The organism is Streptomyces sp. NBC_00659 (genome assembly GCF_036226925.1).
Classification (GTDB): Bacteria; Actinomycetota; Actinomycetes; order Streptomycetales; family Streptomycetaceae; genus Streptomyces.
The window spans coordinates 8977886-8993518 of record NZ_CP109031.1 but is presented as its reverse complement, the minus strand read 5'-3'; the positions used below and the strand labels follow the sequence as shown (position 1 = coordinate 8993518).

Here is a 15633-nt window from a genome sequence, read left to right as displayed (position 1 = left end):
TCGGAGTGTCCCGGCCCAAAGCCCCACATTCCATGGAGCCGGTGCTCGACTGGGCTCGGAAGGTCGGCAAACAGCCAAACCTGATCGTCTATTACGCGGGCTGGGGCGACAGTTTCGATGCCTCGGGCACGCGCAACGCCTGGAACTCGGGGGCGATGACAGTCGCCTCCTGGGAGCCGCACGGCACGACGCTCACCCGCATTGCCGACGGTGCGTCCGACAGCTATCTCCGGGAATACGCGAAGGCGGTCCGGAGACTGAACATCCCGATCGCCATCAGCTTCGCGGACGAGATGAACGGCGACTGGGAGCAGTGGGGGACCACCGAGACCACGCCACAGGAGTACGTCAGGGCCTGGCGTCACGTCCACGACGTCTTCGAGGCCACCGGGGCCACCAACGTGATCTGGACCTGGTCACCGAACATCGTTCAGCCAGGCACACACAAGGATTTGAGCCCCCTTTACCCCGGCGACGGGTACGTCGACTGGGTCGGTCTGATCGGCTACTTCACCGACTGGGACCCTCGCTCCTTCGACGGCCTGTTCGGAACGACCCTGACGGAGATCGCACGCTTCAGCCGAAAGCCGCAGCTCCTCCTGGAGACAGCCGCCATGCCTGGCCGACACCGCGCTCAAGACGTGCGTGCCCTGTTCCACGGAGTCACCGCCTCCCCCGACCTCGTCGGGTTCGCCTGGTTCGACCACAAGGCGCGCGCCGACTGGCGGCTGGACGCGAGCCCGGAGGGCGCCGCAGAGTTCCGGCGTCTGAGCGCCGATGACCTCTACGGCTTCGACGTGCGGAGGGTCCGATGACACCCACGCAGCACGGTTCCCAAACCTTCTCCCCCACCCCCGCACAGGTCGACGACCACCACGCGCCGGCTCACCACCTGCCGAAGGCGCCCACGGTCGCATGGAGCTCGGCCGGATGCCGACGGCGCACCTGGATCAGCCGGACCGTCCTGCTGACGATCCTGGCTTTCCAAGCGGCACTCTCACTGAGACTGTCGAACACGGCGTTCCAGGACGAGGCTCTCTACCTCACAGCCGGTCGTGCCGAAGTGAGCCACCTGCTCCACGGGACAGCGGTGCAGACCGACTACGCCGCGTACTTCTCCGGCTCGCCACGTCTGTACCCGGTACTCGCGGCCGTCGTGGACAGCCGATTCGGACTGTCCGGCGCGCGCATGCTCAGCCTGTTCTTCATGCTGGGCACCACTGCGCTGCTGTACTCGTTCACGCGGCGGCTCTTCAATGAGCGGGCGGGGCTGGCCGCCGCAGGCCTGTTCTCCGTGGTGCAGTCGACCATCGTCATGGGGCACCTCGCCACCTACGACGCACCCGCCGTGTTCCTCCTGGCATCGGCCACCTGGATCGTCGTGCGCACCGCTGGGATGTCCGCTCCGAGTGTGCTCCTCGCCGCGCCCGTCGCCGTCCTGGCTGTCGGTGTGAAGTATGCGGCCGGCCTCTACCTGCCCACCATCGTCGCACTGGCCCTGCTCACCGCACTGCCGCATCGGCGCCGCAGCGCGTTCCTTCGGGCTTTGCTGCTTGTGCTCGGTATGAGTGCTCTGCTTGTGCTCGGCATGTACAGCACCGATCTGTCGGCAGGAGTGCGTCAGACCACGACCAACCGTGAACATGGTTCCGACGGGGCCGTGTTCCTGCTTGAGCAGTCGATCGCGTGGGGCGGACCACTGTTCCTCGCAGCAGTCGCGGGCGGGATCTCGTATGCCCGGCGCTATCGCTTGCACGAGTCACCGCTCGCTCCTGGGTCGAGCGGCCCGGGACGCGTACAGCGGTCGTTGCTCGGGGCGCTGATGTGCGCCACAGCGCTGCTCGCGCCCGCGTATCAAATGCACCTGGGGACGGTCGTGGCGCTGTTCAAGCATGTCGGCTTCGGTCTCCTCTTCGCCGCCCCGATGGCGGGCGTGGGCCTGACGCGACTGGTGGGCGCGCACTTTCGCCACACCCACCTCGGCATTGCTCTGTGGTCGGCAACGCTGTGCATCGGTATCTCGCAGGCAGACTGGCGCTTCGCAAGCTGGCCCGACTCCTCGACGATGATCGGAACGCTCTCCTCCCACGTGAACCGCAAGGGCCACTACCTCAGCTCAACGCCCGAGGTACCCGTCTACTACCTGCATGACAGGACGACTCACCGCCAGTGGCAGAGCGTCTTCGGTATGGAGTACACGGACGGGCACGGCGTCCGCCACACCGGCACCGATGCCTACTGGAAGGCGCTGCGAAACGGCGAATTCGACCTGGTCGTCCTCGACGGGTTCACCAACCCACGGGTGAACGGCGTCATCACGGACGCGCTGAAAGGGAATCCGCACTACCGTCTTCTCGCCGCCCTGCCTTTCCACAGCGCCAGTAACGACGTCCGGCCCCACCTGCTGCGAACCGTGCCTTTCGTCGAGCACACCGGCCACTACCGGATCTGGTTGAAGCGATGAGTCACTTGACCTGGCACTGAAGGGACGGGTTCGGCGAACAGCACTCCCGACCATGGCGGTGAACGCAACGGCACCGCCGACGGTGGACGGTTTCGGCGACGACGCCAAGGTCGTGGCCGACGCGGACTTGATCACGGTGCCGACCGTGACTGCCACGGGATCACCGTCCGTCGGGGCCGTGGTGAGGACCGCATTGGTCGCTGTATCGATCACCGACACGGAATCGGAGCCGCTGCGCGGGGGACGGATGGACGAGAAGTCCGGCCAGAGCTACAGCGCCTCCCAACGGGCAGCCTGAAACGTTGCGAGGACGGCGGGGACGGGCGGGCGGGGTTCGGTACGCGGGAAACCCAGATGAGATCAGGGACAACGGACGGCAGCGACTGTCCACCCCCAGGTGGACCTTGGCGGTGAACCCGCCGCGCGAGCGGCAGACCCTCGCTGTCGCACCACTGCCATCAAGCTGACGTGCAGGTGCGCCACATGGTTTCGCCTCGATGTTCGTGTGCGACATCACCGAGGACGAGGAACTACCTCGCCTTGGCCGGTGGGCCGTTGATCGACAGCGCATGCGGTCCGCTCATTTACATCGGCAGGCTGTTGACGGCGCCGACGGCGCAGGACCATACACCGCGGGTGCTGGGGGTCCACGAGGCGCGGCCGCCGATGAAGCCCGGGCTGACCCACGCCTCCAGAACCGCATGCCCTGGGGGCGCTTCTGGCCGCTTTGTCTGGGCGTCCTATTTCTCGGCGAGGCGGAGCTGGTTGACGCACCGCAGATCCTGCCGGTACTTCACCGCACCCTGCTGGTACCAGAACCGGCACAGCGAGGTGTCATCCGTCACCGGTCCGGTCACCTTGAACCGGACCATGTGATACCAGTCGGCCGGCTTGTGGGATTTCACGATGAAGGTGTCCGTCCGTTCCGGCAGGCCGGTGACGTCGTCACCCGGTGACTTCACCTCCAGCACGCCGATCCCGTACCCGTCGGAGTCCTTGGTGCTCACCACCTTGTAGCCGATCAGCTCCAGCCCCTTCGGGGGGCTGACGAACTGGGCTTTGGTGATGGTCACCGGTTCACCGCTGGCGTTGGTCGCTTGGGGGAGGTTCAGCCAGTACTCCTTGCCGATCTGCAGCTGGTCGTACTCCAGGTCCGCTTGCTCGAGCAGGCCTGCGCCCAGCGCGTGACCCTTCCATGTACCTGTGTCATCTGGTCGCTGAGGGACCAGCCAGGCCGTCAGAGCTGCTGTCATGACGACCAGCACCGCGGTTGCGGCAATCAGCAGGCCGCGCCTACTTCGACTAAATGTCGCCGACCTTGCCACTGCTGATCTTCCCGTTCTTGCCCCAGACCCAGTGCTTGCCAGGTTGGTTCCCGGCCTGGAGCTTCCGCTTGTGGTCGGTGTCGTAGCCGGTCTTCGAGCCGAGCGACATACGGAATGCACTCACCGCGCCGCCGAACTGGCCGGACTTACCGCCGAGAGTCTGTCACGCCTTCGACGTGGGCCGATCACTGCACCAGCTGCCTGGTCAGCATCACCCCACACGCGATAACACCCCGCGACAGCAACACCCATGCACTTCGGGCAGGAGCTACCCCCGCGGGCGCGGGGACGACGCATGGTCGAGGAGGACGACGTGGTCATGGCCGAGCTCGGCGGAACGGTGAAGCGCGAGACAGGAGAGGTGATGCGCATGTCGATGGCCGAGGTGTTCCGTATGCGCGACGGAAAGATCTCCGAACGCCGTGCATGGGTGATCGAGCTCAAGGAGAACGACTTCCGCTGAGGTCGTGGGTGGCGGCCTGCGGAGCCCTCCGCGTCCGTTCGCCGACCCGCGGGCCTCCCCTCACCCGGCGGCCCGGTCCGCGAGCACCGTTTCGCGGAAGGCGGCCACCACGGGGCGCAGATCGATCCGGTGCCAGGCCGCCCACAGCTGAACGGACCCCTCGTACCAGGGAAGTTCACGTACCGCGACGCCGTCGGACGTGCCTCGCACCATGCTCCTCTGAATGAGCGCGAGACCCAGGCCGGACGCGACCAGACCCAGCGCGGTGAGGGGGTCGGCCGCGTCGAGACGGATGTCCGGAGTGAAACCGGAGGCGACGCACGACGCGACGAACGTGTCACGCCACGCAGGATCCTGGGCGTCGCCCACCGCGATCCACGGCTGCCCGTCGAGGACGCCGGGTGTCAACTCCTCCGCCAGGGCGAGGGGATGCCGCTCGGGCAGCGCGAGCAGCAGCGGGTCCCGCAGCAACGGCGCCGCGTCCAGGTCCGGGTCGCCCTCGGGCGGCGATGTGCGCACCAGCGCGATGTCGAGGCTCCGCTGGCGCAGCCCCTCGAACTGCTCGGCCGACTCCTGGTCGTACAGCGCGACGTGGATGCCGGGGCGCTGGTCACGCAGGGTGCGCAGGGCTGAGGGCAGGACGCCGGTGTGCATGGCATCGGCCACGTAGCCGATGCACAGGCCGCCCTCCTCCCCGCGTCCGAGCCGTCGGCCGAGGTTCTCCAGGCGGTCGGCGTGGCGCAGGAGGGCGTGCGCCTCGGTCAGAAAGACTCTGCCGTCGGAGGTCAGCCGGATGCGTTGCTGGCTGCGTTCGAAGAGCGTGAGGCCCAAGTTCTTCTCGAGCTGGGCGATCTGCCGGCTGAGGGGTGACTGGGAGATGTGCAGCCGCTCGGCAGCGCGGCCGACGTGTTCGGCCTCGGCGACGGCGACGAAGTAGCGGAGTTGTCGCAGGTCAAGCATGTAGGACCTCGGAGGTCTCAAGTGTGTCCGAGCAAGTCTTGGACAGTCTCATGTGGAGATCCTAGCCTCGAAGACGCAAGGCCGACGGATCGCACATCCGGTGATGTATCCGTCCGAACACCATCGCGAGGACCCCTTCATGAGCATCAAGTCCCTCCTGCCCGGCGCGCTCGGCTTCGGCACAGCACCGCTCGGCAACATGTTCCGCGCCATCCCCGACGAGGAGGCCGCGGCCACCGTCGAGGCGGCCTGGGACCAGGGCATCCGCTACTTCGACACCGCGCCCTTCTACGGCGCGGGACTCTCCGAGATCCGGCTCGGCGACGTACTGGCACAGCACCCGCGCGAGGAGTTCGTCCTCAGCACGAAGGTCGGCCGTGTCGTCCTCGACGAGATCGAGGACCCTGCCGCCCGCGACCTCGGCGAGAAGGGTGGCCTGTTCGAACACGGCCGCCCGAACAAGATGGTCAACGACTACACCGCCGATGCCACCCTGCGCTCCATCGAGGACAGCCTCGAGCGGCTGCGCACGGACCGCCTCGACATCGTGTGGGTGCACGACGTCGCACAGGACTTCTACGGGGACGAGTGGCTGGCCGCCTACGAGAGCGCCCGCACCGGCGCCTTCCGGGTCCTGCAGCGGCTGCGCGAGGAAGGGGTCATCAAGGCCTGGGGCCTCGGCGTCAACCGCGTGGAACCCCTGGAGCTCACCCTGGACCTGGACGAGCCGAAGCCCGACGCCTTCCTCCTCGCGGGCCGCTACACCCTTCTCGACCACGGCCGCGCCCTGCAGCGCCTGCTGCCGGCCGCCGCGGCCCAGGACGTGGACATCGTGGTCGGCGGCCCGTACAGCTCGGGCATCCTCGCCGGAGGTACGCACTTCGAGTACCAGAAGGCGCCCGCGCACATCATCGACAAGGTGAAGCGGATCAAGGCACTCGCCGAGCGGCACGGAGTCGGCATCAAGTCCGCCGCGCTCCAGTTCTCCCTCGCCCATCCGGCGACGGCGGCCGCGATCCCCGGCGCCACCAAGCCCGGTCGCATCGCCGAGGACACCGCCGCTCTCGGCGAGAGGATCCCGGCCGAGTTCTGGACCGACCTGCGCGAGGAGCGACTGATAGCGCAGGACGCCCCCGTCCCCGCCGCCTGACCTTTCCCACCCCGCACACGTACACGTACACGTACACCTACAGGAGAAACCCGTGGCCATGACCACCGCGTCCATCGACATCACCGCATCGCCCGACCGCGTCTGGCAGCTCATCGGGGGCTTCGACTCGCTGCCCGACTGGCTCCCCTACATCCCCACCAGCGAACTCGGTGAAGGCGGACGTCTGCGCCGCCTGGAGAACGAGGAGGGCGAGGTGATCGTCGAACGGCTCGAAGCCTTCGACAACGAGGCCCGGACGTACAGCTACTCGATCCTCCGGGCCCCGTTCCCCGTCACCGGCTACCGCTCCACGCTCACGGTGCACGAGACGCCCCACCGGGACACGGCCCGTGTGGAATGGTCCGGCGTCTTCACACCGGACGGCATCAGCGACCACGACGCCGTCGCCCTGTTCCACGGCATCTACACGCAGGGCCTGGCCGCGCTGAACCAGACCCTCACCGCACCCCCGGCCTCGGTCTAGGTCCGGAGAACCCGCAGATGCCCCTGTTCGGCCACGAGCTCGGCTGGGGCACACGGCACCAGGGCAGGGTGCTGTCGTGTTCAGAGGGTGAGGTCCAGTACGCGGACCGGTTCTCCTGTCCAGCGGTGCGGGGCGGTGGTGGCGATGATCGCGCCGTCGGGGCGGTCGGGGGTGGGCTGCACTGCGTACTGGCTGTGCGCCGCGGCCCATGTCTCCTGGCGTGCGAGGCCAGGGCGGCGGCCAGGTCCAGGTCCAGGACAGTGATGCCGGGAAGGGAGGCCAGATGCTCGGCGGTGCCGGGCCGGGCGCGATCGGCTTCCACTAGCGCACAGGCCGGGGCATACAGGAACCAGCCTGGTTCGGCGTGGGTACGGTGGATCAGCCGGGAAGCAAGGACGTTGCCCTGGCCGGCCGCAGCCATCGCGGTGTCGTCCAGGACGATGTGCATGGCGTCGCTCACTGACCGGCCGCCCGGGCCAGCCGCCGGTCCAGCTCGCTGTCGAAGCTGACCACCATCTGCGGCGGACACCACAGAAAGCTTTTGCTGGAGATGCCCCTGCACGCTCGGCTCACGAAGGACCAGCGGCATCTGAGGCATGTGGACTGGCAGCGTGCCGGCATCATGACCGGCACTCGCGTCACGGGCAGATGGAGCCCGGGTCAGAATTTCAAGCTGGTGGTCACCGCTCTTGAACAGCCCGTCGCCCTGGCCGGACGGAGAATGCTCCATGAATACGATCCCCGCGTCGTGGCCCAGGAACTGGCCAAGGGCAGAAATCCGAAACAGGACGTCAACCTGTCCGAACTCGAGCGTCTCGTGCGGGACACAGTCCGGGAACTGGGCTACCTCGACGAAAGAGGCCGCGCGCTCCTGCCGATGCGCAATCTGATCAACAACATCCGTGCCTCGTCCCGCAGCTCTTCGTGGGCGAGCGACGCGATCCGCTCGTCCGTGAACGACCTCATCGCCAACGGACACCTCACCTGGGAGACAGGAAGCCACGGAGCCGACGGCACTCTCGACTTCCCCGCCAGGCCAGGACAAGTACAGATCCGTCTGGTGTGCTACACACCCAACCTGCACCCAGTCCCGGTCGAGACCCAGCACCAGGTCGTGACTCTGCCCAGTACGACATCGCGCCACCAGGTGGCCGGACATCTCATGCACATCTGAGCCATCGCAGCGGCCAACTCATGTGCTCACACCAGCTGAAACACCTGCCGTCGTGCTGACCAGTCGGCTACTGAGGGTTTCTCGGCGACCCTGGAGCAGACGCACTCGCCGGACGGCACGGCGGACTCCGCGCGCCGTGTGGCGGACGTCGCGGCCCGGGCTGGCCCGCGCCCTCGGCAAGACATGGGCGGCTCCCGGCGCCCCGCGGCCGCTGTGTTCGCGCGCTGTCGCGCCACCGCCGGTTCCGAGGGGCTCGCGGCAGCCCGGGCGGCACCGGGCGCCGGGCGCGCGGCGCTTCCGGAGGGTTTTCCGCGGGGCTTCTCACCGACCGTAGCCTGCTGCCGAATCCGGCACCCCATGACCCGGATGCCTGGTTCATGGTCTGGACGCATCTCAGCGCCCCGGCTCTGGTCCTGTCGGGCGTGTGGGCTGCCACGACCTACGCAGACGAGAGCGGCACCGAATGGCTCATGAGGTCGCTGCGAGGCGCCGCCCAAGCGATGAAGCCCGCCCCCGGGGCACTTGAGTGGAAGGACCCGCACTGACGAACGACTGTTGCCGGGCGGCGACGCCTCATACTTGGTGGCACAGCCACCTCGAAGGCCGGACAAGACGGCGAAGCGGGTTTCCCACTGTCCCGATGGGACACCGAACGCCAGTCTCTGCCCGAGCTGGTACAGCGGTGGCCAACCGAGGCCTACGACTGGCCCGCGGATGACCTGGCCGCCCGTCCGGTTCGCCACGGCATGGTCCTGCCTGTCCTGGACGGCCTGGACGAAATGGACCCACCGCCCCCGCGGCTCCCCCGACCCCGCCGCGCCTCGTGCCACCGCCGCCGTACGCGTGCTCAACGCCTACCAGCCGGGCGGCGACGCGGGGCCCCTCACCCTGACCTGCCGCACCCAGTCTGCGATGCACGCGACCACATGGCCGCACAGGACGCCCCGCCGTCGCTGTCAGTGGCTGTCTGTAGCATCCGTGGCCAGGTTGGTGACCCGTCCACCCGCAGCGGGGAGAAACGGGGTCGTGAACGGGCTGCGAGGAGCGTGTGGCGATGGCGAATGGTAACAGGGCCGTCGGGCCGACGCTGGATTCCGACGACGAAGCCGCGCTGTTGCGGCCGTTGGCGTTCGCCGAAGGCGCGGGTCTGCCCCTTGCCCTGTGGGTGGTCCTGGCACGTGCCCTGTCGGGTCACCCGTGGACGGCTCAGGACGTGAGCGTGTTCCGGGACCGGGCGGGCGAACTCCTGGTCGAGACGCAGACACCGGCGGGTGCGGCCTACCGGCTGCGTGCCCGGGGAGCTCGGTCGGGCGAGCGGCAGACGCAACGGGCGGTCACGAGCGCGTTGTTGGCCGAGGTGCCCCTCGACGGGGACAGCGGGCACCGCGACTGGCCGGCTGCCGCACCGTACATCGTCGACCATCTCGCCGCCCACGCCGCCGCGGCCGGTGCACTGGACGAGGTACTCGAGGACGCCGAGTACCTGGTGCACGCATCCCCGCGGGGGCTGCTTCGCGCGCTCAACATCCCTGGCTCGTCCCAGGGGACGGTGCGGCGGAGTATTTACCGGGCGTCCGTCCACATCCATGCCACCGCGAGCCTGCCCGAAAGGCGTGACATCCTCGCCGTCGACGCCGCGCGCCACGGTGAGACCGGCCTCGCCCGGGAGCTGTCTCGCGGCCGCCCGTGGCGGCCGCGCTGGGCGACCGGCACGATGGTTCATCCCGCGCTGCGCTTCACCCGGACGGGACTGGGCGTGGACGCCACCGCGTGCACCGTCATCGACGGGCGTCCCCACGCGGTGACCGGCTGCTACGACTCGAACGTCCGCGTGTGGGACCTGGTCGACGGTACCGAACGCCTTGTCATCACCGAGGACGACGGGGTCTACGCACTGGACTGCGTCGAGATCGACGGGCGTCCCCATGTCGTCACCGGAACCTGCTCCGGCAGCCTACGGGTGTGGGATCTGGATACCGGGGCCGAGCGGTTCGCCCTCGGAGGTCACAAGGGCTGGATACGCGCGGTGGGCTGCACGGTGATCGACGGCCGGCCGCACGCGGTCACTGCGGGAGAAGACTGCCTGGTCCGGCTGTGGGACCTGGTCGACGGGTCGGAACGTGCGCGGATGCCCGGCCACACCGAGGAGGTACGAGCGGTGGCGTTCGCCGAGGTCGCCGGCCGCCCCGTGGCCGTGACCGGGGGCTATGACAACACGGTGAGGCTGTGGGACCTGGAGGACGGCGTCGAGCGGACCGTGCTCACCGGTCACACGTCGGCCGTCTACTCGGTGGCCTGCACGGTGATCGACGGCATCCCCCACGCCATCACCGGGGGCGGCGAGGAACGCGCGGCACGGGTCTGGTGCCTGACCGACGGCTCGCAGCGCGCGGTGCTGGGCGGGCACACCTCGTGGGTATCTGCCGTGAGCTGCGCCGACCTCGGCGGACGCCCCCACGTGCTGACCGCCGGTGGTGACTGCACGGTTCACGTGTGGGATCTGACCGAGGACACGGAGCGCGCCGTCCTGACCGGACACCACGGCTATGTGGACGCGCTGGCCTGCACGGTGATCGACGGGCACCCGTACGCCGTGAGCGGCGGCCATTCCGCGCCCCCGCGCGTATGGGACCTGGGTGACGCCGTCCTGACCGCGGGACACAAGGGCCACACCGGGACCGTGCAGGCCGTGGACGCCGTGGAGATCGACGGGCGTCCGCACGTCGTCACCGGAGGCGACACCACCCTACGGGTCTGGGACCTGGCCGATGGGACGCAACGACGCACCCTGTCCCACGGGCACCGTGTGGAGGCGCTGGCGTGCACAACGGTCCACGGCAGCCCCTACGCTGCCGTCGGAGGCTGCTGCGGCGTCGCCCGGGTCTGGGACCTCGCCGCAGGAACCGGGCTTCGGAACCTTCCCGGACCCGACCGCCGGGTGGAGACCGTGGCGTGGGCGGACGTCAACGGCCGTCCTCACGTGGTCACCTCCGACCAGGACCGCACCATACGCGTGTGGGATCTGGACGAGGACGTGGAGCACCCGCTCCACACCGACCGCACCCGGTCGGCGGTGCGGGCCATGGAACCCGTCACCGTCGACGGCCGCCCCCACCTCCTCACGGGCGGCGATGACGCCGCACTGCGGCTGTGGAGGCTCACGGAGAAGGGCCGACGCGTCACCGCAACCGTCCCCACTGGGCACCACTGGATACGGGCACTCGCCTGCACCGTCCTGGACGGCCGTCCGCACGCGCTGACCGTGGACGGGAACGACACCGCAGTACAGGTGTGGGATCTGACGGACGGCACCCTGCGGTCCACCCTTGCGGGACACCCGTCAGGAGTTCTCGCGGTGGCCTGCACCACTCGGGACGACCGTACGGACGCCATCACCCTGGACGGCAGCGGTACGGTCCACGTCTGGGATCTCGCGTCGGCCCGGCTCCGGGAGAAGGTCGCGCTGCCGACACGGGCCCAGTGCATGACCGCCGCCGGCCAAAGCCTCGTCATCGGCATGGGCGACGACGTGGTCGTACTTGACCGCAATCGCTGAGGCATGTGCACGACCGGATCGGTCCGCTGCACACCACCGGCACCGACGGCAGCACGGTCGGACGCTCCAAGGCTTCGAGTTGGAGTTCCAGAAGCCGGCAGCGCGCTTCGGCGGCGGCTCGTTCTTCGCACGTGGTTCTGAGCTCTTCACCGAGTAGGACTCCGTTGCCGGTAGTTCGTCAAGAGGTCCTAACGAGTTGGTGCGTGATAGCGGATGGGCATGCTCTCGTGGTGAGGGGCATGCCCACCCGCTATCACGCACCAACTCGTTATCCGAACTAGCGCAGCTGACGGCCTGACAGGGGCATGAGCGGGTCGAGTCACGGAGGGTAGTGGTCAGAAATCTCGGAGTCTTGGAGTGTCCGGGCGGGTCACGCGCCGCTGCGTCCTGCATGGCCACCTGTGACAAGGCGCCCAGAACCAGGCGACAATCCAGCACATGGATGACGTGTTCACACTCCTTCGGCGAGCCGCCGACCTGCTGCCCGAGGACGCCGTGGCAGAGCACGGCCAGACGGTCGGAGATGTTCGAGAGGAGATCGAGCTCCAGGAATGGGAGATAGCGCTCGACATGCTTTTCGATATCGCGGATGTCCATCCGGTCTCCAGCACCTTCTGGGAGCTGCTCTCCGAGGTCGCTCGGCAGATGATGCTCGACCACAGCCGCCGTTGGTGCGAGTGGCGGGGCTGGGAGGTCCAGCACGGCACGATCCGTGCGACCCTGACCCTGCTGGGTGCGGAGGAGGGCGGATGCCAGAGTGCCTTCTCAGGAGACGGCCGGCTCAGGCCTCTGTGGGACATCGGTCACCGCACCGCAGCCGGACAGCAAGATCTGAACATCGCGCGACTTTGGGTGGAGTTCGCGCCGCAACTCGCCCCGGGCGAGACAGCCGACGTCCGTCTGGCTCCCCTGCTGCCCGAGCAGTGGCAGCATCTGAAGCCCGGTGATGTGATCACCATGCACGAGACCCAACCCGCCGTCGGCATCGCCGAAATCATCGAGGTCCTGCCGCCTCGCGTCTGAGGCCATTGGTCGGCCAGGCGCGAAGGGCCCGCGGCCGGATGGCCGTCAGCTGCCGTCGGTAGCCGGGGGCGGGCACCACCGGCCGGGCCGACTCGGCGGCCCTCCTGGCGTGATGCGCCAGGACGTGCGCGACGACCTCACGCCGAGTCCGAGCTGCGTAGTGCTCGCCCGGTACTGCTTGCCAGTCACCGGGTTGATCGATCCGGGCGAAGGAGCATCCGGCCGCCGGGGCTGCAGCGGCTTCTTGACCGTCTTCAGCCACAGGGCAAAGTCCCTGGCCTCCACCCGGCTCGCACACTCCCACGAAACCTCGACAGCCCACAGGAACCGGAACCAAGCCAGCAGCTCGTACGCGTACGAGCGTAGAGAGAGGCCGGACTGTCGTCGTCGGCGAGCATGTCGAGCAAGAACTCGCTGACCGCCGCTACCTCGACCCCGTCCCGGTCGAGCAGCCGGTACGGCCTCGACGGATCCCCTGTCTCCTCCACCCGGCCGACCCTCGGCACCGCGAGCGATGTGACATCCCGTAACTGGTTGCCTTCTCGCACCTGAGCCTCCACAAGCCGCCGTACTCTCTAACAGCTCGTGATGACAGCACATCAGGACGGCCGTACGGGATGACTCCGAAGACCGGCTGCCCGGCCTGCTGCTCGACTCGGTCACCGTGTGTCGATCTCCGGAGGTTCGTCGGCTCGAACCCCGGTAGTTCGGTCAACAGGTCATGGGAGCCGCGGCGTCCCGTGACCGCGTCGTGCTCGGCGGCGTCGTCGCTGTAGTACGAGGTGGCCAGGCTCACCCGCGGATGCTCGAAGAGCCGCCGATGTTCAGCGCGCACCCGGTAGAGGTTGGAGCAGACCCGCGCCCGCAGACCGGCCCCGACCGCGTGCCCAACGAGCTCGACGAAATGCGAGTGCAGGGTGGGTTCTCCCCCGATGAACTGCACCGCCGACGTTCCCAGAGCGGCGGCCTCGTCGATGATCCGGCGCCAGTCCCGAGCCGTCATGCTGCCGTGACCGCGTGTCGGCCCGGCCTGGGCGTATCAGTGCGAGGGACAGGTGAGCTGGCACCGGGCGGTGATTTCCAGCGACGGAACCGCAGCGTGGTGGGGACCTCTGCAGTGGTCGTCATGACGCGACCACAGGTGCCGGAAGGGGTAACTCGTCCGCTTTTTGGACTACTTGATGGGTGGGGACGAAGGCGTCCCCCTGCCTGCTCCGCGTGCGGCCGGCCGACTGCTCAGCCCTGCGGCTGTGGGAGCCGGCCGGGCTTGGGCGGGCACGATCTCCATGCTGGTGCGGTCGGCGTCCTGGAGCTCCTGCTTGCGTCGCTGGGCGCAACAAACTGCTCACCGAGCAGCTGCTGAATGCAGCGAGCTTCCGCATGGACGTCTGATCTGCGTACGACGCCTATCCAGCCGCACTGAGCTTGGCGTTTAACCTCGCCGGGTCACCTGACCTGCTGATCTTGGCCTTTTCGTGAGACAGCAGGACGGCCGTTCTTCACGCTTCGAGGTGTCGAGCAACGTCGCGTGAAGGAACGGCCGCTGTGAAGAGTCTGGCTTGTGCAGGTCCCGCTGACGCCGCGCTGAGCGTGCTGTCCCACTTTCGTGTCGAGTTCTACGACTGCCTTTACCGCCGTGCGGATGCGCTCTTCGAGTTGACCGACGCGGTGCTATGTGCGGATGGTCCGGTGACGTCGCTGGTCGAGCTGACGCTGACGGCCGAGCATCGGCGCGGGCACGGAGCGATGTACGACGCGGTCAACCACGGCTGGCTGGAACCGCGCCGCCTGCGGCGGCTGCTGGCCTCCACCCCGCTGCCGAGGGCGGCCGACGGGCGGATCGTCCTCGCGGTCGATGTGAGCAACTGGCTGCGGTCCGACGCACCGACCAGTCCGGACCGGCTCTTCTGCCACGTCTACGGGCGGGGCCGCAGCGCGGATCAGTTCGTCCCAGGCTGGCCCTACTCCTTCGTCGCCGCCCTGGAAACGGGACGCACCTCGTGGACCGCCGTGCTGGACGCTGTCCGTCTGGGCCCGGCCGACGACGCCACCGCGGTGACCGCCGCCCAGCTCCGCGCCGTCGTCGTCCGGCTCGTGCGGGCCGGGCAGTGGAGGCCCGGCGACGCGGACATCCTCGTCGTGATGGACTCCGGCTACGACGTCACCCGCCTCGCCTACGTCCTGGCGGACCTGCCCGTCGAGCTGGTCGGCCGCCTGCGCTCGGACCGGGTCATGCTCCGTGACGCAGGCCCCCGGCGTTCCACCCCGCGCGGCGGGCAGCCCCGCAAGCACGGCGGTGTCCTCACTTTCTCCAAACCGGACTCCTGGCACACTCCCGACCAGGCCACGACCTGCGACACCACCCGCTACGGCAAGACCGAAGTCCTCGCCTGGGACCGAATGCACCCGCGTCTGACAGCACGCGGGCCCTGGCTGGACCACTGTGGTGAACTTCCTTTGATCCACGGCACGTTGATTCGGCTGAAGGTCGATCACCTGCCCGGAGACCGCAACCCGAAACCGGTCTGGCTATGGTCCTCCAGGACCTCGATGACCGGTGCGAACGTCGACCTGCGCTGGCAGGCGTTCCTGCGCAGATTCGACCTGGAACACACCTTCCGGCTGTTCAAGCAGACCCTGGGCTGGACTGTCCCCAAGGTCCGCGACCCGCACACCGCCGACCTGTGGACCTGGCTGATCATCGCCGCCCACACCCAGCTCCGCCTCGCCCGGCCCCTCGCCGAGGACCTCCGCCGCCCCTGGGAACGGCCCGCCGAGCCCCGACGGCTCACCCCAGCCCGCGTCCGCCGCGGGTTCCGCCACCTCCGCGCGAAGACCGCCATTCCCGCAGGTGTGCCCAAACCCTCCAAGCCCGGCCCCGGCCGCCCACCCGGCTCGAAAAACCGCAGGCCAGCCCCACGACACGAACCCGGGAAGACCGTGAAACGAGCCGACACCCTCACCGAACACATCCGCTTGAAACAGCAGCGAGGATAAAGATCAAGCTCAGTGGAGCGGGGCCTGTCGCACCGAT

At 68.4% G+C, this 15633-nt stretch carries 13 protein-coding genes and 1 pseudogene; 9 read left to right on the top strand and 5 right to left on the bottom strand.

Annotated features, from left to right (window positions below):
• The first annotated feature begins 41 nt into the window (after positions 1-41).
• Together OG410_RS39400 and OG410_RS39395 are read left to right on the top strand one after the other, a co-directional pair.
• The gene (locus OG410_RS39400; RefSeq protein ID WP_329303553.1) at positions 42-815 is read left to right on the top strand and encodes a glycoside hydrolase family 26 protein; all 774 of its coding nucleotides are present in this window, start codon (positions 42-44) and stop codon (positions 813-815) included.
• Positions 812-2464 carry an ArnT family glycosyltransferase gene (locus tag OG410_RS39395; RefSeq protein WP_329303552.1) on the top strand — a complete coding sequence of 551 codons (1653 nt, stop codon included), beginning with the start codon at positions 812-814 and terminating at the stop codon, positions 2462-2464. The genes OG410_RS39400 and OG410_RS39395 overlap by 4 nt, the downstream gene beginning before the upstream one ends.
• A gap of 740 nt (positions 2465-3204) precedes the next feature.
• Here the strand turns inward: OG410_RS39395 and OG410_RS39385 are convergent.
• Entirely contained in the window at positions 3205-3717 is a 513-nt protein-coding gene (locus OG410_RS39385; protein ID WP_329303550.1) for a hypothetical protein, read from the bottom strand.
• Positions 3718-3766: 49 nt separating this feature from the next.
• Entirely contained in the window at positions 3767-3913 is a 147-nt protein-coding gene (locus OG410_RS39380) for a hypothetical protein (protein ID WP_329303549.1), read from the bottom strand.
• Between the two features lie 126 nt (positions 3914-4039).
• On the opposite strand from OG410_RS39380, the gene OG410_RS39375 reads away from it, so the two are divergent.
• Positions 4040-4252, top strand: coding sequence for a nuclear transport factor 2 family protein (locus OG410_RS39375; RefSeq protein ID WP_329303548.1), 213 nt, complete (start codon positions 4040-4042; stop codon positions 4250-4252).
• 60 nt (positions 4253-4312) lie between these two features.
• Here OG410_RS39375 and OG410_RS39370 read toward each other — a convergent pair whose 3' ends face one another.
• Positions 4313-5212 (bottom strand): LysR substrate-binding domain-containing protein, encoded by a 900-nt coding sequence (locus tag OG410_RS39370; RefSeq protein WP_329303547.1) that lies wholly within the window; start codon positions 5210-5212, stop codon positions 4313-4315.
• A gap of 139 nt (positions 5213-5351) precedes the next feature.
• Between OG410_RS39370 and OG410_RS39365 the strand changes: the two genes are divergently transcribed.
• Both OG410_RS39365 and OG410_RS39360 read left to right on the top strand, forming a co-directional pair.
• On the top strand, positions 5352-6362 hold the full coding sequence (locus OG410_RS39365; protein ID WP_329303546.1) for an aldo/keto reductase: 1011 nt from the start codon (positions 5352-5354) through the stop codon (positions 6360-6362).
• A gap of 52 nt (positions 6363-6414) precedes the next feature.
• Entirely contained in the window at positions 6415-6846 is a 432-nt protein-coding gene (locus OG410_RS39360) for an SRPBCC family protein (RefSeq protein WP_329303545.1), read from the top strand.
• 80 nt (positions 6847-6926) lie between these two features.
• Here OG410_RS39360 and OG410_RS39355 read toward each other — a convergent pair.
• A pseudogene (locus OG410_RS39355) lies at positions 6927-7294 on the bottom strand (hypothetical protein).
• A gap of 102 nt (positions 7295-7396) precedes the next feature.
• Between OG410_RS39355 and OG410_RS39350 the strand changes: the two are divergent.
• The 3 genes from OG410_RS39350 to OG410_RS39340 all read left to right on the top strand — a co-directional run bounded on the left by OG410_RS39350 (position 7397) and on the right by OG410_RS39340 (position 12599).
• Positions 7397-8020, top strand: a complete 624-nt coding sequence (locus OG410_RS39350; protein WP_329303544.1) for a hypothetical protein — start codon at positions 7397-7399, stop codon at positions 8018-8020.
• A 1054-nt stretch (positions 8021-9074) separates the two neighbouring features.
• Positions 9075-11576 (top strand): WD40 repeat domain-containing protein, encoded by a 2502-nt coding sequence (locus tag OG410_RS39345; RefSeq protein WP_329303543.1) that lies wholly within the window; start codon positions 9075-9077, stop codon positions 11574-11576.
• A 438-nt stretch (positions 11577-12014) separates the two neighbouring features.
• Complete coding sequence (locus OG410_RS39340; protein WP_329303542.1) at positions 12015-12599, top strand: hypothetical protein; 585 nt, start codon at positions 12015-12017, stop codon at positions 12597-12599.
• Positions 12600-13023: 424 nt separating this feature from the next.
• On the opposite strand, the gene OG410_RS39335 is transcribed toward OG410_RS39340, so the two are convergent.
• Positions 13024-13602, bottom strand: coding sequence for a radical SAM protein (locus OG410_RS39335; RefSeq protein WP_329303541.1), 579 nt, complete (start codon positions 13600-13602; stop codon positions 13024-13026).
• A gap of 542 nt (positions 13603-14144) precedes the next feature.
• Here OG410_RS39335 and OG410_RS39330 point away from each other — a divergent pair.
• The gene (locus OG410_RS39330; protein WP_443063692.1) at positions 14145-15596 is read left to right on the top strand and encodes an NF041680 family putative transposase; all 1452 of its coding nucleotides are present in this window, start codon (positions 14145-14147) and stop codon (positions 15594-15596) included.
• Positions 15597-15633: the final 37 nt, after the last annotated feature.